Here is a 26,095-nt window from a genome sequence, read left to right as displayed (position 1 = left end):
CGATCTACCTTAACTACCAAAGGAAGGGGGAGACCACGATAAAAAAGGAAATCATGGTTGGTACAGAAGTCGATGCTTATTGCACAAAGTGCCGGTTGATCTTAAATCATGTGGTAGTAGCCATGGTAGGGAAGCGACCGAAAAAGGTGGAGTGCCTTACCTGTCACAGCCAGCATACATACAGAGCCAGTGAACCTGGCAGCCGGGCCAAAGCAGGCTCTTCTTCAGCAGCCACTCCTGTTTCCAAGCAGGAGAAAGAGCTGGAAAAGAAGCGTGCCAAGTTAAGGCGGCTCCAGGAAAAAGAGAAAGAACTATGGAAAGAAACCCTGGCAAAAAAAGATTTGGCACTGGCCAAACCTTATACCATGTCCGATTCCTACGAGATCGAAGATCTAATCAATCACAGCAGATTTGGCATGGGGATTGTGACCCACCTTATCACTCCTCAAAAGATGGAGGTTCTTTTCGAGGATGGATACCGGTGTATGGTCTGTAATTTTTCCCAATAACATCTCTTTCGGGTTACGGGTTGCTGGCCGCAAGTGCTGTAACTTCGACCGCTATCCGTAACCCGAAACTTGCAGTCGCCGCAAGTTTACCGCTTCGAGGATTCCTCAGTACTATCAATTCAGTACTATCAATAACAAGGACTGCCCGCCAATACAGTCTCTCATCCCCCTCCAGGGGCTGCCTGCAAGCCTACTTACTGCATATCTACTGGGGGTAATCTTTGTAGTTTAGCCAACCGGGAACCGCTCTAGCGGTGCCCGCCGGACCATGAGCCTTGCAGCAAACTAACCCAGGTCCTGCTTAATGCACGAAAAACCGCATGATGTCATTATAGAACACATAAACCATCAGCAGGATCAGCATTCCGAATCCGATCTGCTGAGCCACCTCCCGTTTCTTGATACTGAGCGGTTTTCCGGCGATCATTTCGACAATCAGAAAGAATATGTGTCCTCCGTCGAGTACCGGAATGGGAAAGAGATTGAGTATTCCCAGTTGCAGGCTCAGGAAGGCCATGAAGAAGAGGAAATCGGGTATCCCTGACCTGGCTGAGGCCCCGGCGACCTGGGCGATCATGATCGGCCCGCCCAGGGACCTGGGTGAGGTTTTCCCTCTGATCAGCTTAAAGAGAAAGGCAAAGGTGAGCTTACCCTGCTTCAGAGTTTCGGCAAAGCCGTTTTGGACCGCTTCTCCAAGGCTGTATTTTTTCACGACCATCTCTTCGAGAGGAATGATTCCGATAAGTCCCTGTTGAGTATCCGGATCAAGGACCGGCACAATGGTCACTGTAAATCGTTTGTCTAGCCGCTGGACATTCAAAACCACTTTTTTTTCAGGATTCTCATGGATCAGATCAGCTATTTCGTACCAATGACGGACAGCTTTCCCATTGATATGGGTGATCAGGTCGTCGGGCTTCAAACCTGCTTTTTGGGCCGGGTAGCCAGGATTTACGCTCCCGATCCGGGGCGGGATGTAATGGTCGATGCCTAAAGACCCCAGTCCCATGCCTCCCACATCATGCGGAGTAGCGGTAAGATTAAGCTGCTGTCCGTTGCGGTCAATGACAAAACGAAGCCGGGAGCCGGCATTGGAAATAATCATGGTCTGGAGGTTTTCCCAGTCGCTGATTGGGTGGCCATTGATGCTGATGACCTTATCTCCGGCCTGAAATCCCGCCTTTTGGGCCGGGGAATCTGCCTTGACCCAGCTAATGACCGGCGGACTCGTGAGATAGGCGGGAATCTTTCGTCCAAGGGAAAAAACAGCGAACATGAGCACAAAGGCCAGAACCACATTCATCAATGGCCCGCTGAATACCACCTGCATCCGCTCCCAGGGTGACCGGGACGAGAATTCCCAGGGTTCTCCTTTCAATTCCTCATCCGGGTTTTCTCCTGCCATCTTGACATACCCTCCAAGCGGAAGGGCTGAGATCATGTATTCGGTATCACCCTTTTTAAAAGCCAGGCCCGGAATCCTGGGGCCGAAGCCCAGGGAGAACTTTTCCACTCTGATGCCAATAGCCTTGGCTACAATAAAATGGCCGAATTCATGAACGAAGATGAGAACACCTAAACAGATAACAAAGGCAATTACGGTTAGCATGAAAGTCTCCCTATAATGTCACTGGCCTGCTGTCTGGCCCAGCGGTCCGCCCACAGGGCATCCGAGATTTCCCTCAACGGAACAGACTGATGGCAATCCATTGTTTCTTCAATAATTTTGGGAATATCACAAAAGCCGATCCGGCCCTGTTTGAAGGCCGAAAGTGCAAGCTCGTTGGCAGCATTCATCACTGCGGGCATGGTCCCGCCCTGCCGGGCTGCCTGGTATCCCAGCCGGAGGCAGGGAAATTTCTGGATATCCGGGGTATGGAACGATAGCCTTCCCAGCCGGGGCAAATCCAGTCGGGGAAGATCAAGGGGCAGCCTCTCCGGATAGGAAAGGGCATAGAGAATCGGCAGGCGCATATCCGGTATCGCCAGAAGAGCGAGGATATTTCCATCCCGATACTCCACCAGGGAATGAATGATGCTTTCAGGATGAATCACCACCTCGATATTCTCGATGGGAACGCTAAAGAGCCAGTGGGCCTCGATAACCTCCAGGGCCTTGTTCATCAGGGTGGCTGAATCGAGGCTGATTTTCTCGCCCATGCACCAGGTCGGATGGTGAAGGGCCTGTTGATAGGTGATCCTGCAAAACTCCTCCTTTGGAGTGAAGAGAAACGGCCCCCCTGAGGCAGTGAGGATCAGTCTTCCGATTTCCTTCCGGTTCTGCCCCAGGATGCATTGGAAGATGGCTGAATGTTCACTGTCTATCGGCAGGATTTGAATTCCCATATTTCTGGCCTTGTCCATGATGATCTCACCGGCCATGATCAAGGCTTCTTTATTGGCCAGGGCAATGCTTTTTCCTGCCAGAACAGCCTCATAGGCCGGAAGCAATCCGGCGGCTCCGGAAATGGCAATGACCACCATGTCTGCCTGCGCATATCTTGCCACCTGGAGTAACCCCTCCATACCTGTCACTGCCTCACCATGAAATGGTTTGACTTCCTCCTGCAAGCCTGCCAGATGGTCTGACTCCCGGATTGAAACCAATTGGGGCTGAAATTCTCTGATCTGCTGTTTTAAAAGGGTAAAGTTCGATCCCGCAGCCAGGGCTACAACCTCATATCGTTCTTTATATCGGCTGATTACCTCCAGGGTATTGGTTCCAATCGAACCGGTAGAGCCAAGGAGGGCAATTCTTTTTTTCTTCATCAGGGTAAATTCCTTTGGAATACCGTCAGGTAATAGTACAGTGCAGGCCCGGCAAAAATCAGGCTGTCGATCCGGTCGAGAATTCCTCCATGACCGGGAAAGAGGGTCCCGCTGTCCTTAACTCCGGCTCCCCGTTTGAGCAATGATTCGGACAAGTCCCCCAGTTGGCCGAGAATGTTGAGTAACATGCCCAGGATAATGCTGTTTCCCAGACTTATTGATGGCAGAAAGGTGAAATGGGCGATTACCGAAACCAGAATACTGCCTGCTATGGCACCGACGGATCCCTCGATCGTTTTCTTCGGGCTGATCAGGGGAGAAAGGCGATGTCTCCCCAGATATGTCCCGGTAAAGAAGGCGGAACTATCACCAATCCATACGACCAGAAGTAAATAGAAAATCAGGGCTTCCCCATGATCCAGTCCCCGGATCCAGATCAGGTGACCCAGCATCCAGGCAATGAAAAAGACCCCGGACATGGTGCCGCACAGCTCCGGGATCACAGTGGAAAGATCGTCAAAGTGAAAGATATAGCCGATAAAGGGCACCATCACGGTCAAAGTAATGACCAGGAAGAGACGCTCAAGCGAGCATCCCTCCCGGAAAGCTATGCTGACCAGGGCTCCGAGCCCCAGTCCCACAGGAGTAAAGCAGCGGATATTGGCATGGCCCAGAATCTGGTAAAATTCCCTGATCCCCAGGAGAATGCAGGCAGTTATCACCAGCCAGAAATGGAAAGGGGTGCCATAGAAAATCAGGACAATTAACAGAGGAATACCCACAAAGGCCGTAGCAAGCCGCTTCAGCAATGGGTGTTTATGGCTTTTATTATCGTTTTTCACTTTTTGGTATCGACCTGAAAAGAAGTTATCAGTTTTTTCTGACCACTGGCCACTGATCACTGACCACTGACCACTCTCTTCTGACTCCTGACTTCTGACTCCTGACTCCTGGCTTTACCTCACTCCTCCTTGACCCGGCCAAATCTTCGCTCGCGGCCCTGATAGCTGATAATGGCCTGCAAAAATTCATTTCGGCGAAAATCGGGCCACAGGGTTGGAGTAATCCAGAATTCCGCATAGGCCAGTTGCCAGAGCAGGAAATTGCTCAACCGCATCTCACCGCTGGTCCTGATCAGGAGGTCGGGATCCGGCAGCCCGCGGGTAAATAAATATCGGGAAAACAGTTTCTCGTCCAGGTCTTCCTCCCGGATATTCCCCGCTTGCAGATCGCGGGCGATCTTTTTGGTGGCCATGATGATTTCCTGATGGCCGCTGTAATTCAGGGCCAGATTGAGAATCATCCCCTCGTTGCGCGCCGTGCGCTGAATCGTATAGCGCAGCTCCTCCTGGACATGGAGCGGCAGTCCGGCCTCATCGCCGATGGATATTAACCGGATATCGTTCTTCAGCATCCTGTCCAGCTCTTTCCGGAGGTATTCAACCAGCAGCTTCATCAGGGTACTGACCTCGTCTTTGGGACGAAACCAGTTCTCGACCGAAAAGGCATAGAGGGTGAGCACCGGAATCTTGATCTCGGCTGCGATTTCGACAATGTCCCTGACCGAATTGATACCCTGCCGGTGTCCTTCCACCCGGCTTAAAAAGCGGCTTTTCGCCCACCGGCCATTTCCATCCATGATAACAGCCACATGCCTGGGAAGCCTTGCCGGATCAATGGCCTGCTTGAGTTCCTCTTCTGTCTGGGGCTGGATTTCTCTCGATGGCATTATGACTGTTTCTCTTCATCCTTGAAAATTTGATGAGCATCCCTGACATCCCGCTCGATTTGCTGAACCAACGATCCGACATTGGGAAAAGATATCTCGTCGCGGATGCGCTTGATCAGCTCAATCTCCAGGTATTGATTGTAGAGGTCAGCCTGGAGATCAAAAATATAGACCTCCACTCCCGGCGGAGAATCCTGAAAGGTAGGCTTGAAGCCGATATTGGCCAATCCGTTATAAATCTTCCCGTGTATCGGGACCCTGGCCAGATAGACTCCGGATCTGGGAATCAGCTTGATGCCCGGAGCAATGTTGGCTGTGGGAAATCCGAGCTTTCTTCCCCGGCCACACCCCGGTACGACCTTGCCGGTCAAGGTGTAGGGCCTGCCCAGCAGGAGATTCGCCTTCTCCAGGTTACCCTCCCGGATGTAATTCCGAATGGCCGTGCTGCTGACGTTTTCCCCCTGAATGACCACTTCATCCACCACCTGCACCCGAAAGGGATACTGGCGGGAGAATTCCTCGAGCATGGCGATGGTCCCCCTGCCGCCCCGGCCAAACGTATGATTATAGCCTATATAGATCTCCTTGACCTGCAATTTATCCCAGAGGATATGCTGAATAAACTCCTCCGCATGCTGACTGGCGAATTCTTCGGTAAACCGGGCAAAGAGAACAATATCGAGGTCCATCTTCTGAAACAGTTTCATCTTCTCGTGGAAGGTAGTCAGAAGCGGAGGACATCGGTCAGGAGCAAGAATTTTCAACGGGTGCGGCTCAAAGGTAAAAACCATGCTGTATGCCCCTGATTTTCTCGCCCGATCGATCACTGTCTGAAGGATCTTCTGATGCCCCAGATGCAATCCGTCAAAATTGCCCAGCGTGAGTACCACATTCCGGACATTCGGGTCCAGGCATTTTAATCCTCGAATGATTCTCATGTTCAGGTTTCTCTCTGCTTCTTTCTTGGTACCGAAATATCCAATCCGCCCCATTTTCTCAAGGCGCAGGCATATTACTCCTTATGAGCGGTAAACATAAAATTATATTTTATAGGTACCTAATTGTCAACCCTGCTCCTGGGGATTTTTCGCCTCCTCTCCCCTCCAATGGCCAGTAATTAACGGGCAGATGAGGATTTGAGAATTTTTTTCTTGATCATCGGCCTCGGATTTTATACTGTGGAGAAAAAGATGAAGAAAAGCAGTACAGAAGAGGAGCAGTCATCGATGAGCTCAATGAAAAATATTTCAGCTATTCCACTTTTTGAGGGCCTGACCAGGGACCAGTACGAGGCATTATCCAATATTGCCGTAGACCAGATCATCCGACGAGGGCAAACGATCTTTTCCGAAAATGAGGAAGGGGCGGGATTCTACCTTGTTATTTCAGGCAGGGTCAAAATTTTCAAGCTCTCAGCCGAGGGCAAAGAGCAGATCATCCATATCGCTGAAGCCGGAGAGCCTTTCGGGGAGGTGGCGGTCTTTGCAGGTCAACGTTTCCCGGCACATGCCGAGGCTATCGAGGAAAGCCGGATCCTGTTCTTTCCCCGTCCGGCCTTTGTCGATCTCATCAGGAAAAACCCTTCCCTGGCCATGAATATGCTGGCTGTCCTTTCCCAACGGCTTCGCAAGCTCACTGCCTTGATCGACAGCCTCTCCCTCAAGGAAGTCCCTGCACGGCTGGCCGCGTATCTCTTGTATCTGAGCGAGCGGAACGAAGCGGCCAACGATCTTGCCCTGGATATCACCAAACGGCAACTGGCCTGCCTGCTGGGCACGATCCCTGAAACCCTGTCCCGCATTCTGGCTAAAATGGTGAAACAGGGCTTGATTCAATCGGACGGCAACCGGATTATCATCAAAAACCGCCTGGGTATGGAAGAGCTGGCCGAGGGAATAAGGCGGCTCTGATGTAGGATAATCATCGTGGGCTATGTTGTCAGGCAGGAATCGATATTTTCCCTGAGCCGCTCCAGCAGGGCTCTCTTCTCCTGGACCTCCTGCAGTTTCTCCTGGATGCTGTCTGCTTCAGGATCAAAGGTGCAGGAACCAAAAGAGCAATCCACGTTCAGCAGCCCGCCGAGCTTATAACCCAGAGCCCTGATCTCCTCATTAAGGCTGTCTATTTCCTTCTGCAGTAATTCCTTTTCTTTTTGCGTGGTCATTGTTGCTATCTTCCCTCGAGTGAAACCATGATTGGTCAGTCTGTATTATCTTGTCTTTCCTTGAAGATACTACTTTTACTCCTGATTGTAAAGGTGATTCTTCACATCTGACATCTGATATTCTCGTTGACATTTCTCAAGTTTGTCGAATAGAATGAAAGAGTAGCCTCGTGTGATCTTTTAACCATACACAAGATGACTGGATGGCTGACTGAGAGAGGTACGAAGAAAGATGCGTTTTTTCAATACGGCCGGGCCGGTAAGGTGCGAGGAGCATTATTGTTTGCCTCCACTTGGCAGGCTTGACCTCACTGAAATACTCTCCCTGATTGCCCAGAAAAAATATTTTGTCTTGCATGCCCCGAGGCAGACAGGGAAAACATCCTGTCTTCTCGCCCTGATGGATTATCTCAACGCTACCGGCAGCTATCGGTGCCTTTACATCAATGTGGAGTCGGCTCAGGCTGCCAGAGAGGATGTGCGGCAAGGCATGAGGGCCATACTGTCCGCTCTGTCTTCGAGGGCCTTCCATTTTCTTCGCGATGGTTTTCCCGAATCTTGTTGGCAGCAGGTGCTGGAAACAAGCGGGGAATATGGTGCGTTCAATACCTTGCTCTCCCTGTGGGCCAAAGAGAGCCCACTTCCTTTGATCCTTTTGATCGATGAAATTGATTCGCTTGTGGGCGATACATTGATTTCCGTGTTACGCCAATTACGGGCAGGTTATGATATGCGTCCCGGCCTGTTTCCTCAAAGCATCATACTGTGCGGCGTCAGGGATGTAAGAGACTACCGGATACATTCTGCCAGGGATAAAGCGATTATTACCGGAGGAAGTGCTTTTAATGTAAAAGCGGAATCTCTTCGTCTTGGTAACTTTTCCAGGGACGAGGTAATAGCTCTTTATAGAGAGCACACGGAAGATACGGGACAGGAATTTACTCAAGAGGCCCTGGACATGGCTTGGGACTTGACCCAGGGTCAGCCCTGGCTGCTCAATGCCCTGGGCTATGAGGTTTGCTTTAAAATAAAGGAGGGACTTGACCGAAGTAAGCCAATTACAGCCGAGATGATTCAACAGGCCAAAGAAAATATCATTCTGAGAAGGGACACCCACATCGACCAGTTGGCTGACAAACTGCAAGAAGCGCGGGTCCGGCGGGTGATTGAGCCAATATTGGAGGGGCTTAAAGAACCGGAGCAGATTCCCGTGGAAGACCTGTCGTATGTGATAGACTTGGGGTTGGTGAGAGTTGACGGGCAATTGCGCATAGCAAACCGGCTCTATCAGGAGGTGATTCCCAGAGAGCTGACCTACAGCACCCAGGTCACCATCTCGGAGCAGCCTTCGTGGTATATCAGTCCGGATGACAGGCGACTCGATATGGACAAGCTTCTTGGCTCATTTCAGGAATTTTTCCGTGAACATTCGGAGCACTGGGTAGAACGGTTTCAGTACAAAGAGGCAGGGCCTCAATTACTGCTGCAAGCCTTTCTCCAGAGGATCATCAATGGCGGAGGCCGCATCGAGAGGGAATACGGCCTTGGCAGGATGCGGACCGATCTCCTTATTATCTGGCCTTACACAGGTGGTATCCAAAAGGTGGTGATCGAGCTTAAGATACTCCATAAATCGCTCGATAATACTATCGAGCAAGGACTTAAACAGATAATGGAATACATGGACCGATGTACTGCGGATCAAGGCCATCTGGTGATCTTTGACCGGAGTGAAGGGAAAAAGTGGGAGGAAAAGATATTCAGGCGGAAAGAGAAATACCAAAACAAAAGTATTGCCATCTGGGGAATGTAAAGATAGAAGAATGATCTCCCGCAGAGACGCAGAGGCGCAGAGAATGACCGAAAATGATATCCTCTGCGTCTCAGCGTCTGTGCGGGAGAAATGCAACACCGCCGTGTCGTCTTTCCCATAAGAGCGAAGTAAATATATTATACTCATAAAAATATTAGCTTACAGGGGAAATCTTATGGAATTTGAAACAATTACCGTATCCATTCCGGAAGGAAGCAATTGTATCCTGGGTCAGACCCACTTTATCAAGACCGTCGAGGATTTATATGAAATTATCCGCACCACCTGCCCGCAGGCCAAATTCGGTCTGGCCTTTACCGAAGCATCAGCGGACTGCCTGATCCGGTTCGAAGGGAATGATCAGAGCTTGCAGGAGGCTGCCTGCGCCAATCTGCAAAAAATTGCCGCTGGTCACGTATTCCTGATCTTTCTCAAAGACGCCTATCCGATCAATGTGCTGAATGCCATCAAGGCATGCCCTGAGGTATGCTCGATCTTTTGCGCTACGGCCAATCCTGTCGAAGTGGTGATTGCCAGGACCGCTCAGGGCCGGGGGGTGATGGGAGTCATTGACGGCTATCAGCCCAAGGGGGTCGAGCAGGAAAAAGACCGGCAGGCCAGACACGGACTTTTACGGAAGCTGTCATATAAATTATGACCCCTGCGCATGCGGGCTCTGCCCGCTTCTTTTTTTGCTCAAGAGACCATGATTGCCCTCATCCACGGTAGAATCATCACTCCCCTTGAAGAGATCGAAAACGGCACAATCCTGATCAATGATCGAACAATCCAGAAGATTGGCCGGACGGAAGAAATCACTCTCTCCGAAGGGGCGACAGTTTTCGATGTAAGGGGGAAAATCATCTGCCCCGGCTTCATTGATGTTCATCTTCACGGAGCCAGAGGCTGCGACTTTGCCGAGGCAACCCCGGAGGCAATCAGGAAAATCGTCGCTTTTCATCTGGCCCACGGGACTACTGCCTTTTTGCCTGCGATCATCTCCCTGCCTGACCAAAAATTGCGCACAGTCCTGGAGCAACTGCCAAAAGCCTGGATGAACACGGAATATTCTTCCTCCTTTCTGGGCATTCATCTGGAAGGGCCGTTCCTGAATGCTGCTTACCGGGGAGTACACAATGAGCAGTATTTGGGTACTCCCTCTGTCGAAAAGGTTGAATCATTCCTCGCCTGTTCTGCCGGAACAGTGAAAATGATGACTCTGGCACCGGAATTGCTTAACTCGATGGAGGTTATCCGATGGCTGGATGAGCGAAAGGTGGTCGTCTCGCTCGGCCACTCCAATGCCACCTATCTTGAGGTCAGGCAGGCAGTCAGGGAAGGGCTCCGGCATGTTACCCACACCTTCAATGCCCTTCGCGGTCTGCATCAGCGCGAGCCGGGTGCTGTGGGCGCGGCTTTGGATATCAGGGGAATATCAGCCGATATTATCGCCGATGGCCTGCATGTTCATCCTGCTGCTTTACGGCTGCTCTGGCGGCAAAAGGGAGAGGAGGGGGTAATCCTCATTACCGATGCAAGCCCGGTTGCAGGGCTTCCGCCGGGTACTTACCCGCTGTGGGACAGGCAGGTCCGGCTGGAAGAAGACAGGGTGCTGACCATCGATTCGGATCAACTCGCTGGCAGCATTATAACGATGGATGATGCTATCCGCATCTTTCAGGCGGCCACCGGCTGCACCCTGACCCAGGCAATCCGGCTGGCCACCTGGAATCCGGCAGTTCTTTTGGGGATCGAGAGCCGAAAAGGTATCCTGGCTCCGGGAGGAGACGCAGACCTTGTGGTCATGGATGAACAGGTGCGGATCGAAATGGTGATGGCAAACGGGAGAGTGCTTGGAGGGCGATCTCTTGGTCGAGCCTGACTGGCCGCAGATTTAATGGGTGGTGTGTATTCAGGGGAAAATTTCCACGAGAGCAGCAGTGATCAAAAAGCTAATCGATAGAAAAACATTCCCGGCCTTACTTCTTATCCTGATGATCGGACTGATGACGACTCTGCTCTGCCACCACGACTCCTGGTCTGCCCAGCGCAGCAGGCAAAGTGACCGGCACAGCGGGAAGAAGTCATCGAAAACTGAAAAAAGCGGCCGATCGAGCCGACCCGGCCGATCCCGGTCCGCATCAGCTCAGAACAGGTCCGCTTACAAGGATGATTCACTGAAAGATTCTCCTCCGGTAAACAATAACTTCAGCCAGGGCGTCAGGGAGTTTCACCGGGGAAGCTATTCACCGGCCAGGCGATACCTCGAAGCAGCGCGCTCTGAAAATCCCGAACTGATGGACTATGTTCTCTACTATCTGGCCAGGTCCCTGGAAGAGCTTGGCGACCGTGAGCAGGCAATCGCCACCTTCGAGAAGCTCCTTGCCCAATACCCGCAGAGCAGGTTTACGCCCAAGGCCACGCTGAAAGTGGCTGACATCTATTTTTTTCTCCGGCAATATGATAAAGCACGGGTTTATTATCAGAAAAGTCTGGACCTTGTACCTGACAAAAAGGAGTATATCCTCTTCCAGACAGCCCTCTCCCTGATCGATGAAAAAAAGTGGACCGAGACGAGGGACATCCTGAAGAAAATCCTGGTCCAGTTTCCCGGCGGCGAGTATGCCCGTCTGAGCATCATGTGCAACCAGGAACTGGAGAAAGAGTATCACCTTCCCCCCCTGACCTTTTCCGAAGAGGACCGGATGGAAATGATCCAGGCACAGATCAGGGGGCGCTGCTATGAAGAAGCCCTGCGCCGGATCGCAGAGTTTCGAAAGCAGCCATCGCTTTCCCCTGGTTGCCGGGCGCATCTTCTCTTTCAGGAGGCCAGTTGCCATACTAAATTGGGGAACAAGGATCAGGCCCTGGAAACCCTGCGCCGCATGGTCCGGCTCTATCCCGGCTCCGATGACGCTGCAGAAGCTTTGCTGCTCATCGGAAACACCCTCTGGAACCAGGACCGGGACGCAGAGGCTATTGACGCCTACGAGAAAGTGGTAAAAGATTTTCCCCGCAGGGCAGGCGCGGCGGACAAGGCGTGGTACATGATTGGGCGGATTCATGAGCAGAACCGGAATTACCCGAAGGCCATTGCCAGCTTCGAAAGCCTGGTCCGGAATTTCCCCAAGAGCAGCTATTACCCTGAGTCCCTCTGGAGAATCGGCTGGGGCTACTATCAGCAGGGGAAATATCAGGAAGCCCGGCAGCGCTTCAAAGATGGTTTGACCAAGGTCGAAGAGCATCAGGACAAACATCAGCTTTTATACTGGCAGGCCAGGGCGGCGGAAAAGAGCCAGGACTCACCGGCAGCCCTCTCGCTCTACCAGACCATTGCCAATGACGGCTACTATTCTTATTATACCTGGTGGGCACAGCAGCGGGTCGAAAAATGGAACGCCCCTGCCCTCCTGGACTCTTTTCCCGGCCAGGTTGAAATCACCGGGGTCAGCTATTCGGAGGATGTCCGCTTTCACCTGGTCCGGGCCCGGAAGCTTCTGGAATACGGGCTGAAGGAAGAGGCATCCGGAGAGATCGGGATCCTGGTCGAGGCGCAGGAATCCGATCCCGGCTACTGGTATAACCTGAGTAAACTGGCCCGGAGGGCGGGCATGAACCGTGAGGCGGTCCTGGCAGGCTCCCGCTGCCAGCAGTCACTTGCCCGGCAAGGCAGGTCGGAAAGCTATGCGGATGTGCTGGAATTGCTCTACCCCCTCATCTACTGGGACTCCATCGAACGGCATGCAGGCAGGTATGGCCTTGATCCCCTGATCGTGTGCGCTCTCATGCGGCAGGAGAGCATGTTCGATCCCCTGAGCCTGTCCAGCGCCCGCGCCTATGGGCTGATGCAGATCATCCCCAGTACGGCCAGGATGATCGCCAGCCGGATCAATGCCTTCGGAGGCCAGAATTTCGAGGTAGAACAGCTCTACGAGCCGGATGTCAACATCGCCTTTGGCTGCTGGTACCTGGCTGACCTGCTCCAGCGGTTTGATGGCAATCTGGTGTACACCCTCATATCGTACAACGCCGGAGAAGAGACCCTGAAGCGGTGGCGCAATCAATACAATACTGTCAACCTCGATGAATTCGTGGAAATGCTCTCCTACAAGGAGACCCGAAACTATGTCAAAAAGGTGCTGAAGAATTATGGCTGCTATATGCGGCTGTATAGCGGCAAATCCGCCAGTTCTCCTACTTCCCCGGCAGCACCCAAGCAGGTCAACAGACAGGACAGTCAGGCCAGGGGGACCAGCGGGCCAACCGGGCTGAATCAGGGCGGGGAGGGGTAGCCTGCTGACTATGTACGGTATGACGAAGTACGATATCCTGATACGAAATGCTCAAATTGTTGACGGCACAGGCCAGGCAGCCTATACGGGAGATGTTGGCGTTATTGGCGAGCGGATAGCCTGGACCGGCAGGGGAGGAGAACCTGCCACACAGCCCGAAGAGACTGCCCGCAGGGTTATCGATGCCCGGGGTATGGTCCTTTCACCCGGGTTTGTGGACATGCACGGCCACTCGGACTATACCCTTCTCATCGATCACCGGGCCGAGAGCAAGCTCCGGCAGGGAGTCACCACCGAAGTGGTGGGAAACTGCGGCTATTCGGCTGCGCCCATGTATTCACCGCTGCTTGAGGAAAGAAAACCGGAATACGAGGGACTCTACGGCCTTGCCCTCACCTGGCATTCTTTCCCCGAATACCTCACCATGGTCGAGGCCTCTGCACCCTCCCTCAATTATGTTTTCCTCATCGGCCATAATACCCTCCGGGCCTCATGCATGGGGTTTGGCGACCAAATGCCCTCATCCGGCCAGATGGCCCGCATGGAAGCGTGGGTGGATGAGGCTTTGGCCTGCGGCGCTTTCGGCTTATCGAGCGGCCTGTTCTACGCTCCGGCCTGCTTTGCCAAAAAAGAGGAACTGATCGGACTGGCCAGCAGGGTCAGCCAGGCAGGAGGCATCCTGACCACCCACATCCGAAACGAGGGGGATGGCCTTCTGGAAGCCCTCTATGAGATCCTGATCATAGCCAGAGAATCCAGGGTATCGCTGCAAATCTCTCACCTCAAGACCTTTGGCCGCGAGAACTGGGGAAAACTGGACCACGCCCTGGCATTGATCGAATCGGTCAGGCAGCAGGGCGTCGATGTCACCTTTGACCGCTATCCCTACCTGGCTGTCCAGACCAGCCTTCAGTCCCTGCTGCCCGATTGGGCCCAAAGCGGAGGGAGTGAAGCCATTGTGCAGCGGCTTTCGGACCCTTCGGTCCGGCGCGAGCTGATTCAGCAGCTCCTGACCAGGCATCCGGAAGAGGATTACGGGGCCTCGATATTCATTTCCCTGGTGGCCGGGGAGGCTCATAAAGACCGGGAAGGACTCAATCTTGCCCAGATTGCAGATTATCAAAAGGTATCCTGGGCTGAGGCCGCTCTTGACCTTCTGCGGGATGAGCGGACCCAGGTCGAAATTATCCAGTTCGCCATGAGCGAGCACAATCTGGCCAGAATCCTTCAGCATCCCCTGGCCATGATCGGCTCGGACAGCAGCTCGAGAGCTGCCACGGGACCTTTGCGCATCGGCAAGCCCCACCCGCGCGCCTTTGGCACCTTCAGCCGGGTGATCGGAGAGTTCTGGCGTGAAAAACACATCCTCACCCTGGAAGAGGCGGTGCGCAAAATGACCGCCCTCCCCTGCCAAAAGCTCGGCATCCCGGATCGCGGCCTGATCAGAGAAGGAATGACCGCAGACCTCGTACTGTTTGATCCTGCATGCATTGCCGACCAAGCCACCTACCAGGACCCGTTCCGCTACCCTACCGGCATCCGGCTGGTCATGATCAATGGCCGGATATGCCTTGAGGAGGACGGTTCCATCCTTCCGGGGCAGGGCAGGGTGCTGCGGCGCAGGTAAGCTTATCGAGCCCATTGCCAAGTGAAGCGGCAATCATTCGACAGTCACAGTAAATCTTGAAAAATGGTAACTATACTGCGAACGGGTGAATATTGAACTTTTTGCTCAGGAGTCAGAAGTCAGAAGCCAGGAGCCAGAAGTTCAGAAGTCAGGAGCCAGAAGCCAGAAGTAAGGTAAAAGAACTCCTTACTTAAGATGGTCCATACCTCCTTCTGAATTCTGAATTCTGACTCCTGACTCCTGACTCCTCTGGAAAAGTTCAGTTCTAAGCCGTTTATAGGATACTCAGGCACAGAGGCACAAAGGGGAAAAGAAGATATGATACATAAGACAAGAAGGGGGACACGAAGAACACGAAGAGAGAGAAAGAGTGGCATGGGCATCCTGACCATGCCACGAGGGACCCTGTCCTGGACCCCTAACCCTTTAAAAAGCTTAATCTCTTTGAGCACTGTAATCGGGCAGTTGAGCATCAAATAGCCCAAAGGTAACTTTGTGCCTCTGTGCCTTTGCCCCTTTGTGCCTGAGTAGTTGTCTCCGGCTATGCTTTACCCAGCACTTCACCCACTACCTGGCTGAGTGCTTTGATTTCAAATGGCTTGGCGATGGCTCCCCGGAAGCCGTAGCACTGGTAATCCGATAGGATCGGATCGGTTGAATAGCCGCTTGAGACAATCGCCTTGACTTCAGGGTCTATTTCACGAAGCTCCTCGATGGTCTCTTTTCCTCCCATGCCTCCCGGTACGGTCAAATCCAGGATGACAGCGTCAAAGCCCTTTCCCGATTCTCTGGCTCTCTTATAGAGGCTGACAGCCTCACTCCCCTCTCCGGCTGATTCAACTTCGTATCCAAGATCGATCAGCATATCTTCAAGCATATGCCTCACCGATTGCCGATCATCCATGACCAGGATTTTCTCTTTACCAGGGTGAAGCTTTACCTCGACAACCTTTTTTACGGCAAAGATTTCTTTCTCAAGAGCGGGAAGATAAATATGAAATGTGGTTCCCTTGCCGGGCTGAGATTCTACCCTGATGTGGCCGTTATGTTTTTTGATAATAGAATAACTGATGGCTAAACCCAGTCCGCTTCCATCCTGTTTGGTGGAAAAATATGGATCGAAGATCTTATGAAGATATTCTCCCGGTATCCCGACCCCCTGGTCTTGAATAGACACCCTCACATATCTGCCCCGCTTTAAGGGCAAATTATTATCACCATCTGTTTCCAGGAGCATATTTTCAGCAGTTATCCTGACTGTCCCGCCGTGCGGCATAGCCTGTGAGGCATTAATAAGCATATTGTTTATTACCTGGGTAATCTGCCCCTCATCAGCTTCTACCCGCCAGAGGTCTTCCGGCAGGGATAACTCACCTTTTACTTTCGAGCCGCTTAAGGAAAAGTTGACCGTATTGGCCAACAACCCGGCAATGGAGACAATTTTCTTAACGGGTGCCCCTCCCTTGGCAAAAGTAAGGAGCTGCTGTGTCAAGCCCCGCGCCTGCCAGGAAGCTGCTTTTGCCAACTCTATTTCTTCGGCCATATCTCCTTCACCGAGGGGGGATGTCTCCAGAAGAGAGAGGTTTCCAATGATAGCGGCCAGCAGGTTATTAAAATCATGAGCAATTCCGCCAGCCAGAATGCCGAGGGATTCAAGCTTCTGCATTTTTTGCGTTTCTTCTTCCAGTTTTTTGTGTTCCGTCATGTCCCGAATAATTCCCAGGACTATCTTCTGGCCTCCATATTCAACAACACTGCCATTTATATCTACGGGAACCGTTCGGCCATCTTTCGTCAGAACAAAACTGTCATTGAGATATCCCGATCCTTCCGCAAGAACATTACCAAAGGAGGAATGTATTTTTTCAATTTCTCCTCTCGGATGAATCTGAGTTATGTTCATCCGCAGCAGCTCTTCTTTCCCATATCCCAGAAGCTCTTCCGCTTTCTTATTCGCATCCAGCAGATTCCCTTGAGTATCGGTCAGTAATATCGCATCGCTGGCGTTATCCACCAGGACATGGTATCTCTGCTCAGCCTTGAGCAGCGCCTCATTCATCCGCTTGAGCTCGGTGATATCCCGGCCAATACCCAAACAGGCAACCGCCTTTCCTTCAGCATTAAATATTGGCGCGGCATTGGTCAGGATATTGATGTATGAGCCGCTTTTTGTTCTATATCGATATTCCACGTTACTCTGGATATTGCCTTCACTCATTAATTTTTTAAGCCGCTCCCGGGTAATTTCCACGTCATCAGGGTGCATTAACGCAAAGCCGTTTATCCGGCTTAATTCCTTCCCTGAATACCCTAGAATTGTCTCACATGCCGTATTGGTGAACAGGAAATTTCCCTCAAAATCAACGACAAAGATCATATCATGGCTGTTTTCAACCAGGGTCCGGTACTTTTCCCCCGATTTCCGTAAAGTCTCTTCCGCCTCTTTTCGCCCGGTGATATCCTTAAAATTCTCAACAATGCCTCTCATGGTACCGTCAGGAGCCTTCAAGAGAGTTACAGTTAAAATGCAGGGAATTTTCCTGCCTCCTCTGGCATGCAGCTCCATGTCGCACTCGAAAGGCTGCTCCCCATTGATAAAATGGGCCAACGGACAAAATGGACTTCCACACAGAGAATCCCGTAATACCTCCGTGCACCTTTTCCCTATGGCTTCATCCTTACTGATACCCAGCATAGTGCATAAGGTGCTGTTGATTCGGAGAATAATACCTTCCCTGCTGATTACGCACATCCCATCGGCAGCAGTGTTGAATATCTGATCGAGCTCCGCATAGGCAAGACCGATCGCCTCCTCCGCCCGCTTGCGCTCTACTCTTGAGCCAAGCAATCGCGCTGCCGCCTGCAAACGTCTCTTGGCAATCTCAATGATAAAAGGAGGACGATGCTCATACTTATTGGCCTCTTCGGTGAGTACATCCATGCTGAGATTATACCGTTGGGCAATTTCCTGTAACTTTTGAGAATCTTTCGGCGGGTCTCCGTATCCAAAATTGATGGAGCCGATTATCTCCCCCTCAGCCCGTATGGGAACAGCATACAGATGGATACCCCCCCGGCATTCGATATCGACCGGCTGGCCTGTTTCTATGGAGACCCTGGAGGCTTCCCTCCAGCACGATTCATGGCAGTGCCACTTGCCGCTTGCCAATGCCTTCCGGTTATCGTCCGTACCGCACAGATTCCGGGAGGCATTGTCGAGCAGGCGACACCACCCTGAAGCAAATATGCCAAGAGCATAATCTCCATTTTTTTCATATACTGCCGCCGAGGTATCGAGCAGGTCCAGAAAGTCTCTGACATTGTCCCACAGGACGTCTTCTCCCACAGCGTCAAGCAGGAGACGGCAGGTATTGAGTTCGCTCAGGTTCCCATAAGGCTGCTGCCAGGATTCTTTTTCATTGAATTTTGGCTCGATACTTTGCTTCAGCAGCCACTCAAGCCTCTCCAGCTGCTCTTTTTCCTTGCATTCATCTCTCATGTGCAGTTGCCTCGTACTGTTTGGCATACTTTTGGATATAAATATATTCATAAGCTTATTATACACCTCAATATAAGCTTATGGATAGCAGTAATTACAGATAGGAGTAATTCTTTATCATTTCGCATGAAGTGAAGAATCCTGATTTATAACACTTGAAATTTGACTATCTACAAATTAGTGGTAGGATTGTTATCTTTTCTTTCAATGGCAATATCCACTCTCTCATCCGCCCCTTATGCCCTGGCGGATTCAGATAAGGCCGCTGGCAGATACATTGTTGTCTTAGAGGATAATATCCCGAATCCTTCAGGCATGGCCGAAGAAATGGCGGCCGGGCATGGACTGGCATTGGAGCACATTTACCAGCATGCCCTTAAGGGATACGCGGCTACCATTCCTGAGCATGCTCTGGCCGACCTCAAGAGTGACCCCACGGTTAAGTATATAGAACCGGACAGTATGGTTTATGCATTTGGACAGACCATACCTACCGGAATCAAGCGGCCTTCTTTCCTGGGTCCTTGCTGGTATTGATTATGTTGCCGGGAATGCAGGTTATATCGAAGTGGCAAATATGAGCCTTGGCAGTGTTGGATATTCTCAGGCCGAGAGGGATGCCATCATTACATGGGTAAATCAAGGAGTAGTCTTCGTGGTAGCGGCTGGCAATTCCGGCAAGGATGTTTACGGCGATGATGCAATATTTCAGACCGACGATGACTATATCCCGGCTGCATTTCCCGAGGTGGCCGCTGTTTCCGCTTTGGCCGACTCTGATGGACAAGAAGGCGGATCAGGTGCTCCAACCACCTACGGACCCGACGACACCCTGGCTGTCTTTAGCAATTTCAGTAACTCGGTAGTGGAGGGTAATCCGGTCCTGTCTCCTGGTGCAGCTATAGATTTTGCAGCTCCGGGGGTTAATATCCTCTCCACCTATAAAAACGGGGGATATGCTATAGGGAGTGGAACAAGTATGGCCTCTCCACATGGAGCCGGAAGCGCAGCCCTGTATATCGCCAGGTATGGGAGAGCCAGTGATTCTCAGGGGGTTGCGGCCATTCGTCAGGCATCGATCGATTCGGCTGAGCCACAGACCCTTTGGGGACCGTTAGATACTCAAGACCCGGATTCACAACAAGAGGGTTTGGTAAATGCCGAAAACCCTTGATCCTGTCCTTTATTCTCCAACCATTGTGCATGGCTGGGAGTGAAACGTCAAAGCCGATAGGCGGGATTTTCTAATCCCGCCTATCGGCAGGGTGTGATCTGAGAAATATCCTTGCAAATATCCAGTAAAAAATGTAGGATTACTAAAACAGTGTTCTCAAAAGGTGAAATTATGTATTGAGTTTATCTACTACGGGGATTATTTTTATGACTATTACCATTTTTCAAAGAGCCCTTCGATGAACGCAGTCTCCCCTTCTCCTCCCCCCTCAGATGTCTCCGCCGCTACCTTCAATCTCACCCGGTACCTGTTCTGGATTACCGGGCTGCTGGTTCTGCTGGTTGTGGCAGGCTTTTTTTCTCTCTCCCTGGGTTCGACTCACATCCCCTTCCCTGCCCTGCTCAAGGCTTTCCGGGCATGGCTTCTTTCGGGTGGGACAGAAGGAGTCACCTCCACCATCATTTTCCGGATCCGCCTTCCCCGGCTGGTGCTTGGCCTGTCCGTTGGCGGGGCCTTGTCGGTGGCGGGAGTCATCTTTCAGGGAATGTTCCACAATCCCCTGGTTGAGCCCTACACCCTGGGAATTTCAGGCGGTGCCGCCCTGGGGGTTTGTCTTTTTGTGGTGAGGGGCTGGCAGTTCTTCCGGGGAATCAGTCTTCTGCCCCTGGCCGGGTTTTTCGGCGCTCTTGTGACCCTGGCAATAGTCTATGGCATTTCGGTAAAAAAAAGCCTGCTGCAAACCAACACCATGCTGCTGGCCGGGGTGATGATCAGCTTTATCTCCTCCTCGGCCATTATGCTGCTCATGGCCCTGTCACAAAGCCTGCAAGAGCTTCACAGCCTGCTGTTCTGGACTATGGGCTCTCTGGAGGAGAATAACTCGAGGCTGGTCATCCTGATCAGCTTCAGCATCCTCCTTCTGGTTGGAGTTTCCTTCCTCTTTTACCGCGAACTGAACACGCTGGTCCTGGGCGAGGAAGAAGCCCTGCATCTTGGGGTCAGCGTTCACCGGGTCAAAAAATGGCTTTTTCTCCTGGGAACCCTGCTGACCGCTCTTGCGGTCTCGATTTCCGGCATGATCGGATTTGTGGGCCTGATCGTGCCCCACCTTATGCGCATGCTGTCAGGCAGCGATCACCGGCTGCTGATCATATCCTCCTTTTTATCCGGCGGGATATTCCTTATCCTGGCCGACACTCTGGCCCGCACCCTCATTGCGCCGGTCGAGCTGCCGGTAGGGGTGATCACCGGTCTTGCCGGTGGAAGCCTGTTCATCTATTTTCTTTATAAGAAGAATATCATCCTGGGCTAAGAGCATGGAACAGAAAAGAAGCGGCAAACAAGGGCAGGCGTCAGGCTGTCCCAAGCCGGAAGAGTCCCCGGCAGATCGCCTCCCGGCTGATCAGCCGATGATTCTGGTCAGGCACCTTGAGGCCGGATACCCGCAATCCCGGAAAGAGCCGGTCCTTCAAGGGATCGATTTCCAGATCCAGACAGGAGAATTTGTCGGGCTCATCGGCCCGAATGGCTCAGGGAAAAGCACCCTGCTTCGGGTAATCAGCGGAGCACTGGCCCCCGCACGGGGGGAGGTGCGGCTTTCGGGAGAAAATGTCCGGCATCTTTCCCCCCGGCAACTGGCCCGGAGGCTGGCCGTGGTTTCCCAGCTTCAGACCGGAGCCAGCAGTGATTTTACGGTCGAGGAATTCGTGCTCCTTGGCCGCACTCCCTATCTTCGGCGCTGGCAATTGGTGGAAAGCAGGCTCGATCGGAAAATCGCCGAGCAATCCATGGCCCTGACCAATACCATCGATTTTCGCCTTCGCAAGATCCGGCAGTTGAGCGGAGGGGAGCTTCAGAGAGTGCTGATAGCCCGCGCATTGACCCAGCAGCCTCAGCTTCTGCTTCTCGATGAGGCTACCTCGCACCTTGACATCAACTATCAATTGCAGGTGTTTGACCTGCTGCGCTCTCTCAACGAAGAGCGGGGCATTACCATACTGGCCGTACTCCATGATCTGAACCTGGCCGCGGAGTATTGCCAGCGGCTGATCCTCCTCCAAAAAGGCAGGCTCTTTGCTCAAGGGCCTCCCGCTACCGTCATTACCGGAGAAAATATCAGACAGGTTTACCAGGCCAGAGTGGATTGCCGTCTTGACCCCCTGACCCGAAAACCCCGGGTCTTTTTCCCCTCCCGGCTTATCGATCCAAAGCGCTCCTTTCAATGCCAGATCCATGTGGTGTGCGGCGGAGGGAGCGGCAGCGAAATCATGCGGCGGCTGGTCCAGGAGGGATTCAAGGTAAGCGCCGGGGTCCTGAATACCGGAGACTCGGACGAGGTAACAGCCCGGCATCTTGGCATTGCCGTAGTGGAGGAAAAACCCTTCTCCCCCATTTCCGAACAGGCATTCCACCAGAACATGATAGCCATCTCATCCGCTGACTTCGTCCTGCTCGCGCCGATCATGATCGGCCACGGGAATGTGTATAATCTGAAATCGGTCGTACAGGCCATCAGAATGGGCAAGCAGGTAGTAGTCCTGCGGCAGGGGGGGATCGGGCATGGCCAGAAAGAAGGCCAGCAGTTTGACTTTACAGAAAATGGAGAGGGTCTTGCCTGGTATCAGCGAATCATCCGGGAAGGCGGACAGGTATTGGAAGATATGACCGAACTGTGGCCCTTTCTTGCCCGGCGGATGAGGCAGTTACGAAGTTTTTTTACCTTCTTCTGACTCCTGACTCCTGACTCCTGACTCCTGACTCCCGACTTCTCTTTTAATAACGGTGTGATGTCTAATATTCTAATATTATGTATATTATGAGCAAAAATCATAATGAACCCCTGCACAGCAGTTCTTCGATTCTGGATATATCTTCCGGCATATCCACTCCGTATGATTCATAATCGGTCTCAATTACCTTGATCCGATAGCCACTTTCCAGAACTCGAAGCTGCTCCAGCTTTTCAGCCTGCTCCAGGATCGAAGGGGGAAGGAGGGGAATCTGGAGCAGGAAGTCTTTCCGATATGCATAAATCCCGACATGCTGGTAGGTAAAAAAGGCGGCCTGCGTATCATGGGGCGCATACCTGTCCCGGATACAAGGGATGGGAGACCGGGAAAAGTAGAGGGCAAACCCCTGTCTGTCGGTTACCACCTTGACACAGTTAGGATTATCGGCGTCCGGTTCCCGCTGAATTTTCCGCTTGAGGGTAGCCATAGGGGCTTGCTGGTCTTCAGCCATAGCCCGTGCCAGGAGGTCGATCGCTTCGGGACGGATCAGCGGCTCATCCCCCTGAACATTGATCACGACATCGGCATCGATCCTTTGTGCTGCCTCAGCGACCCTTTCCGTGCCCGACTCGTGATCCGGGGAAGTAAGCATCACCTGCCCCCCAAAAGACCTGACCCGCTCGTAGATTCTCTGATCATCGGTAGCCACCCAGATTTCGTCAATCAGGCTGGCTGCGCTGGACCGCTCATAAACATATTGAATCATCGGCTTGCCCAGAATCGGGGCCAGCGGTTTGCCCGGAAACCGACTGGACTGATACCGTGCAGGAATGATAGCTGCAATGCGCATAAAATTACTCCTCACTAGCTTTTTACTGGCCACTGACCACTGATCACTGACCACTTTCACAATACCAGCCACGGCTTGGGGAAGAATATTTCCTGGTACAACCGCAGGGCGAACCGGTCGGTCATCCCGGCAATGTAATCACACACCGCCTGATGGACATCCTCTCCCGAAGAGCACTGCCGGTTAAAATGGTCGGGCAAAAGGTCTGGATGTTCAAGGTAATACTCATAGAGCTCTTTAATGATTTTTGAGGCCTTGGTAAATTCGCTGTCGGTTTTGGAATTGTAATACACCTTCCGATAGAGGTATTCCCGCAGGTCGAGAGTGGCTGATAAAACGGCATCACTCATGGAAATGCGCTCCAGGTCATGTTCGAGAGTGGTCTGAATGACATCGATGACCATGGTGTTGATCCGTCCGACGGTGGTGGTGCCAAGTATCGTCTGGCAATCTCTGGGCAAATGCTCCAGGTGGATGATTCCAGCCCTCATTCCGTCGTCAACATCATGATTCACATAGGCAATGGTATCCGCTACCCGGACCACATCTCCTTCAAGGGTGAGTGATTTGTCGTGCGGGGTCGGCAACAGACCAGCCCTTCCTTTTGAGTGGCGCTGAATGCCGTCGCGGACCTCGATCGTGAGGTTGAGCCCCCTCCCGTTCTTCTCCAGAACATCAGCCACCCGCAGGCTCTGCTCCGCATGTTTGAACCCGCCGGGGTGAATTTCATTGAGAGCTTCCTCTCCGGCATGACCAAATGGCGTATGGCCCAGGTCATGGCCCATGGAAATGGCTTCAGTCAGAGTCTCATTGAGAGAGAGCGCTTTGGCGATGGTCCTGGCAATTTGTGAAACCTCAAGGGTGTGGGTCAGCCGGGTGCGGTAGTGATCACCCGATGGAGAAAGAAAGACCTGGGTCTTGTCCTTCAGCCGGCGAAAACTCTTGCAGTGAATGATGCGGTCTCTGTCCCGCTGGAAACTTGGCCGGATGGGGCATTCCTGCTCCGGATGCACCCGGCCCCGGCTGAGCGAGCTGAAAGCGGCTTTTGGAGAGAGTATTTTCTCCTCCTGCTCCTCCAGCATCTTGCGGATAGTCATCGACTTTGCGGGCTCTAAGGTAGCCATGAGTTTTCGGGGGCTTTTGTTTATTGTCCAATTTAGGGCTGGATTTGAATTTTCCAGCTTATTGGAAGCAAATTATACCATAGGCAGCAATGCTTGTCCAACAGGAGAGATGTTTGTCAGATGTTCCCAATTTCCCTTATTATCGATGAGGAAGGTAATAATAACCATCACCCCCACCCAGCATCCCCCATCAGGGGCAATGTCATTAACGTTAATGACATTGCCCTTCGGGGAGAGGGAGCGAGCGATCGGGCATCAGGGAACAGCAGGGTATTTGAGATTGAATGTCCCTTCATCCAGGAGCTGGCCCAGGTTATTCTTGAGGCTATAGCTGCCATCCACGAGGAACTGTCCTGCCCAGATGCACCAGACCCCCAGCGGGCAGAGACTGTTGTTTGCTGTGCCAATAAAATTGGCGACTATGCTTCCGGCAGGAAACTTGGCCTGAAAGGAGATAGGGCCTGAGCCTCCGGTCGGGGTATACTGGAAGTTTACCAGTAATCCCAGTCCTTGAGCTTGAGGTGAGTCAAGCATCTCCACGGTCTGCTTTTGCCGGTCAACGACCATTTTCCCTCCGCCGATATCCGGGTTTTGACTTTTCCATTCTCCCTCCATCCCCAGAGGTGCAGGGGCTGGCTGTCCCGCCTGCTGGTCCAGGCAGGAGGGAAGTCCCAGGTAGGTTTTAAAAATGCAGAGCGCATCCGCTGGAGTAACGCTGCCATTATTATCTACATCAGCGCATTCAGAACAGGGGCCTGCTTTGAGATAGCAGCGAAAGGCAATCAGAGCGTCCTGCGGAGTAACATCCCCATCATTGTTAAGATCTCCTCCCTGACAATCCGAGAGGCAAAGGCATCCCTGGCTTGAGGAAAAATGTGCCAGGTCATCCTTGAGATTCTCAAGGTGCAGGGAATAACACTCGCTTTTCTGTTCCGGTTTGCATTCCCCTTTGAAATAGGCCCACTCCTCGCATTCTTTTCCATCGCTGAAGATGCAAACCCCATACTGGCCGCCTTCTGCATCCTGCCGTATTTCCAGCTTCCCTCCATTTTTCAGGCAATAGACCGAGGCAGGATTCGCAATGCCGGCTATTCCCTGACCGGGATTTTTCGGGCCGTTTTCCTGGCTGTCCTGAGCCTGACTCTCCCGAGTCTGGCTCTCTTTTACCTGAAAGTTCAGCCAGACCAGACAACCGCCCGCCCCTTGAGGAATGCCGCCTCCCGTGGAGACTCCCGCGGCCCTCAACCTGCCCGGAATAATTTGCGTAACATCGAACGGAATGAACGATGCAGCCAGCTCTCCCGGTTCAAAGCCAAGGAATTCAAAGCGCTGTGCAGGGTAAGTAACCTCGAAGCCGAAGGCGGATACTTTATTGGGTGCACCCTGGATTTTTACCGGCACCCGCACTTTCCTCCCTGGTATCGCCTTGACTCCTCCGATATCCAGGGCTCCCGAATCATCCTCAGGGCATTGGGAGGTTGCGGGCAGGAGTGTTTCTGTCTCTGCCTGCGGGATAAAGACTGCTGATACTGCCAGCAGGGCTGCCAGAGCAAAAATCCAACCGATACTTGATACTCTGAATGCTGATGGTCTTACTCTTTCCTGTTTCATGGTTATCCCCCTCATTACTGGGTTTAATTATAAGATACTGCATTATGTCCGTGTTTTATAATTACACTTTATAATTAACTCACTACCGGACACATTTTCATAATCGTGCCTCAAATGCATAATAAAATAGTACCGGGATAGGTAATTCATAATCCAAGAGGTGATCGAGTAATCGTAAGCCAAGTTGAAAGAGACTCAAATCACA

General features: G+C 52.2%; 21 protein-coding genes. 11 read left to right on the top strand and 10 right to left on the bottom strand.

The window, feature by feature from the left end:
• The first annotated feature begins 53 nt into the window (after nucleotides 1-53).
• Nucleotides 54-509 (top strand): hypothetical protein, encoded by a 456-nt coding sequence (locus AB1611_07500; protein ID MEW6379437.1) that lies wholly within the window; start codon nucleotides 54-56, stop codon nucleotides 507-509.
• Nucleotides 510-810: 301 nt separating this feature from the next.
• On the opposite strand, the gene rseP is transcribed toward AB1611_07500, so the two are convergent.
• The 5 genes from rseP to AB1611_07475 form a co-directional block, all read right to left on the bottom strand.
• Complete coding sequence (rseP, locus tag AB1611_07495) at nucleotides 811-2,118, bottom strand: RIP metalloprotease RseP (GenBank protein MEW6379436.1); 1,308 nt, start codon at nucleotides 2,116-2,118, stop codon at nucleotides 811-813.
• The gene (locus AB1611_07490; protein ID MEW6379435.1) at nucleotides 2,112-3,278 is read right to left on the bottom strand and encodes a 1-deoxy-D-xylulose-5-phosphate reductoisomerase; all 1,167 of its coding nucleotides are present in this window, start codon (nucleotides 3,276-3,278) and stop codon (nucleotides 2,112-2,114) included. Before AB1611_07490 ends, rseP begins: the two co-directional genes overlap by 7 nt.
• Nucleotides 3,278-4,120, bottom strand: a complete 843-nt coding sequence (locus AB1611_07485) for a phosphatidate cytidylyltransferase (GenBank protein ID MEW6379434.1) — start codon at nucleotides 4,118-4,120, stop codon at nucleotides 3,278-3,280. The genes AB1611_07490 and AB1611_07485 overlap by 1 nt, the downstream gene beginning before the upstream one ends.
• Before the next feature lie 119 nt (nucleotides 4,121-4,239).
• Nucleotides 4,240-5,007 (bottom strand): isoprenyl transferase, encoded by a 768-nt coding sequence (locus AB1611_07480; GenBank protein ID MEW6379433.1) that lies wholly within the window; start codon nucleotides 5,005-5,007, stop codon nucleotides 4,240-4,242.
• Nucleotides 5,007-5,945 (bottom strand): bifunctional riboflavin kinase/FAD synthetase, encoded by a 939-nt coding sequence (locus tag AB1611_07475; GenBank protein ID MEW6379432.1) that lies wholly within the window; start codon nucleotides 5,943-5,945, stop codon nucleotides 5,007-5,009. Before AB1611_07475 ends, AB1611_07480 begins: the two co-directional genes overlap by 1 nt.
• A gap of 252 nt (nucleotides 5,946-6,197) precedes the next feature.
• Between AB1611_07475 and AB1611_07470 the strand changes: the two genes are divergently transcribed.
• Nucleotides 6,198-6,917: a Crp/Fnr family transcriptional regulator gene (locus AB1611_07470; GenBank protein MEW6379431.1), complete on the top strand. Its 720-nt coding sequence runs from the start codon at nucleotides 6,198-6,200 to the stop codon at nucleotides 6,915-6,917.
• Between the two features lie 20 nt (nucleotides 6,918-6,937).
• Here the strand turns inward: AB1611_07470 and AB1611_07465 are convergent, their stop codons facing one another.
• Nucleotides 6,938-7,171 carry a hypothetical protein gene (locus AB1611_07465; protein MEW6379430.1) on the bottom strand — a complete coding sequence of 78 codons (234 nt, stop codon included), beginning with the start codon at nucleotides 7,169-7,171 and terminating at the stop codon, nucleotides 6,938-6,940.
• Nucleotides 7,172-7,403: 232 nt separating this feature from the next.
• Between AB1611_07465 and AB1611_07460 the strand changes: the two genes are divergently transcribed.
• From AB1611_07460 to AB1611_07440, 5 genes are all read left to right on the top strand, one after another.
• The gene (locus AB1611_07460) at nucleotides 7,404-8,984 is read left to right on the top strand and encodes an ATP-binding protein (protein MEW6379429.1); all 1,581 of its coding nucleotides are present in this window, start codon (nucleotides 7,404-7,406) and stop codon (nucleotides 8,982-8,984) included.
• Between the two features lie 175 nt (nucleotides 8,985-9,159).
• Nucleotides 9,160-9,642, top strand: a complete 483-nt coding sequence (locus tag AB1611_07455) for an adenosine-specific kinase (protein ID MEW6379428.1) — start codon at nucleotides 9,160-9,162, stop codon at nucleotides 9,640-9,642.
• Between the two features lie 9 nt (nucleotides 9,643-9,651).
• Nucleotides 9,652-10,866, top strand: a complete 1,215-nt coding sequence (gene nagA, locus AB1611_07450) for an N-acetylglucosamine-6-phosphate deacetylase (protein ID MEW6379427.1) — start codon at nucleotides 9,652-9,654, stop codon at nucleotides 10,864-10,866.
• 58 nt (nucleotides 10,867-10,924) lie between these two features.
• Complete coding sequence (locus tag AB1611_07445; GenBank protein MEW6379426.1) at nucleotides 10,925-13,276, top strand: tetratricopeptide repeat protein; 2,352 nt, start codon at nucleotides 10,925-10,927, stop codon at nucleotides 13,274-13,276.
• Nucleotides 13,277-13,295: 19 nt separating this feature from the next.
• Nucleotides 13,296-14,903, top strand: coding sequence for a D-aminoacylase (locus tag AB1611_07440; GenBank protein MEW6379425.1), 1,608 nt, complete (start codon nucleotides 13,296-13,298; stop codon nucleotides 14,901-14,903).
• A gap of 541 nt (nucleotides 14,904-15,444) precedes the next feature.
• Here AB1611_07440 and AB1611_07435 read toward each other — a convergent pair.
• Nucleotides 15,445-18,429 carry a PAS domain S-box protein gene (locus tag AB1611_07435; protein MEW6379424.1) on the bottom strand — a complete coding sequence of 995 codons (2,985 nt, stop codon included), beginning with the start codon at nucleotides 18,427-18,429 and terminating at the stop codon, nucleotides 15,445-15,447.
• Nucleotides 18,430-18,609: 180 nt separating this feature from the next.
• Here AB1611_07435 and AB1611_07430 point away from each other — a divergent pair, with 180 nt between their 5' ends.
• The 4 genes from AB1611_07430 (at nucleotide 18,610) to AB1611_07415 (ending at nucleotide 22,305) form a co-directional block, all read left to right on the top strand.
• Nucleotides 18,610-18,939 carry a protease inhibitor I9 family protein gene (locus tag AB1611_07430; GenBank protein MEW6379423.1) on the top strand — a complete coding sequence of 110 codons (330 nt, stop codon included), beginning with the start codon at nucleotides 18,610-18,612 and terminating at the stop codon, nucleotides 18,937-18,939.
• Nucleotides 18,872-19,576, top strand: a complete 705-nt coding sequence (locus tag AB1611_07425; protein ID MEW6379422.1) for a S8 family serine peptidase — start codon at nucleotides 18,872-18,874, stop codon at nucleotides 19,574-19,576. Before AB1611_07430 ends, AB1611_07425 begins: the two co-directional genes overlap by 68 nt.
• Nucleotides 19,577-19,739: 163 nt before the next feature.
• A complete protein-coding gene (locus AB1611_07420; GenBank protein MEW6379421.1) occupies nucleotides 19,740-20,888 on the top strand; it encodes an iron ABC transporter permease in 1,149 nt (382 codons plus the stop codon).
• A gap of 4 nt (nucleotides 20,889-20,892) precedes the next feature.
• On the top strand, nucleotides 20,893-22,305 hold the full coding sequence (locus AB1611_07415; GenBank protein ID MEW6379420.1) for an ABC transporter ATP-binding protein: 1,413 nt from the start codon (nucleotides 20,893-20,895) through the stop codon (nucleotides 22,303-22,305).
• A 97-nt stretch (nucleotides 22,306-22,402) separates the two neighbouring features.
• On the opposite strand, the gene kdsB is transcribed toward AB1611_07415, so the two are convergent.
• The 3 genes from kdsB to AB1611_07400 form a co-directional block, all read right to left on the bottom strand.
• Nucleotides 22,403-23,155 carry a 3-deoxy-manno-octulosonate cytidylyltransferase gene (kdsB, locus tag AB1611_07410; GenBank protein MEW6379419.1) on the bottom strand — a complete coding sequence of 251 codons (753 nt, stop codon included), beginning with the start codon at nucleotides 23,153-23,155 and terminating at the stop codon, nucleotides 22,403-22,405.
• Nucleotides 23,156-23,211: 56 nt separating this feature from the next.
• Nucleotides 23,212-24,279: a deoxyguanosinetriphosphate triphosphohydrolase gene (locus tag AB1611_07405; GenBank protein ID MEW6379418.1), complete on the bottom strand. Its 1,068-nt coding sequence runs from the start codon at nucleotides 24,277-24,279 to the stop codon at nucleotides 23,212-23,214.
• A gap of 255 nt (nucleotides 24,280-24,534) precedes the next feature.
• Complete coding sequence (locus AB1611_07400; protein MEW6379417.1) at nucleotides 24,535-25,890, bottom strand: DUF333 domain-containing protein; 1,356 nt, start codon at nucleotides 25,888-25,890, stop codon at nucleotides 24,535-24,537.
• Nucleotides 25,891-26,095 lie beyond the last annotated feature (205 nt).

It is taken from the genome of bacterium (assembly GCA_040755755.1).
In the GTDB taxonomy this organism is placed as follows: Bacteria; SZUA-182; SZUA-182; order DTGQ01; family DTGQ01; genus DTGQ01.
This window is presented reverse-complemented; position numbering and strand designations above follow the sequence as displayed.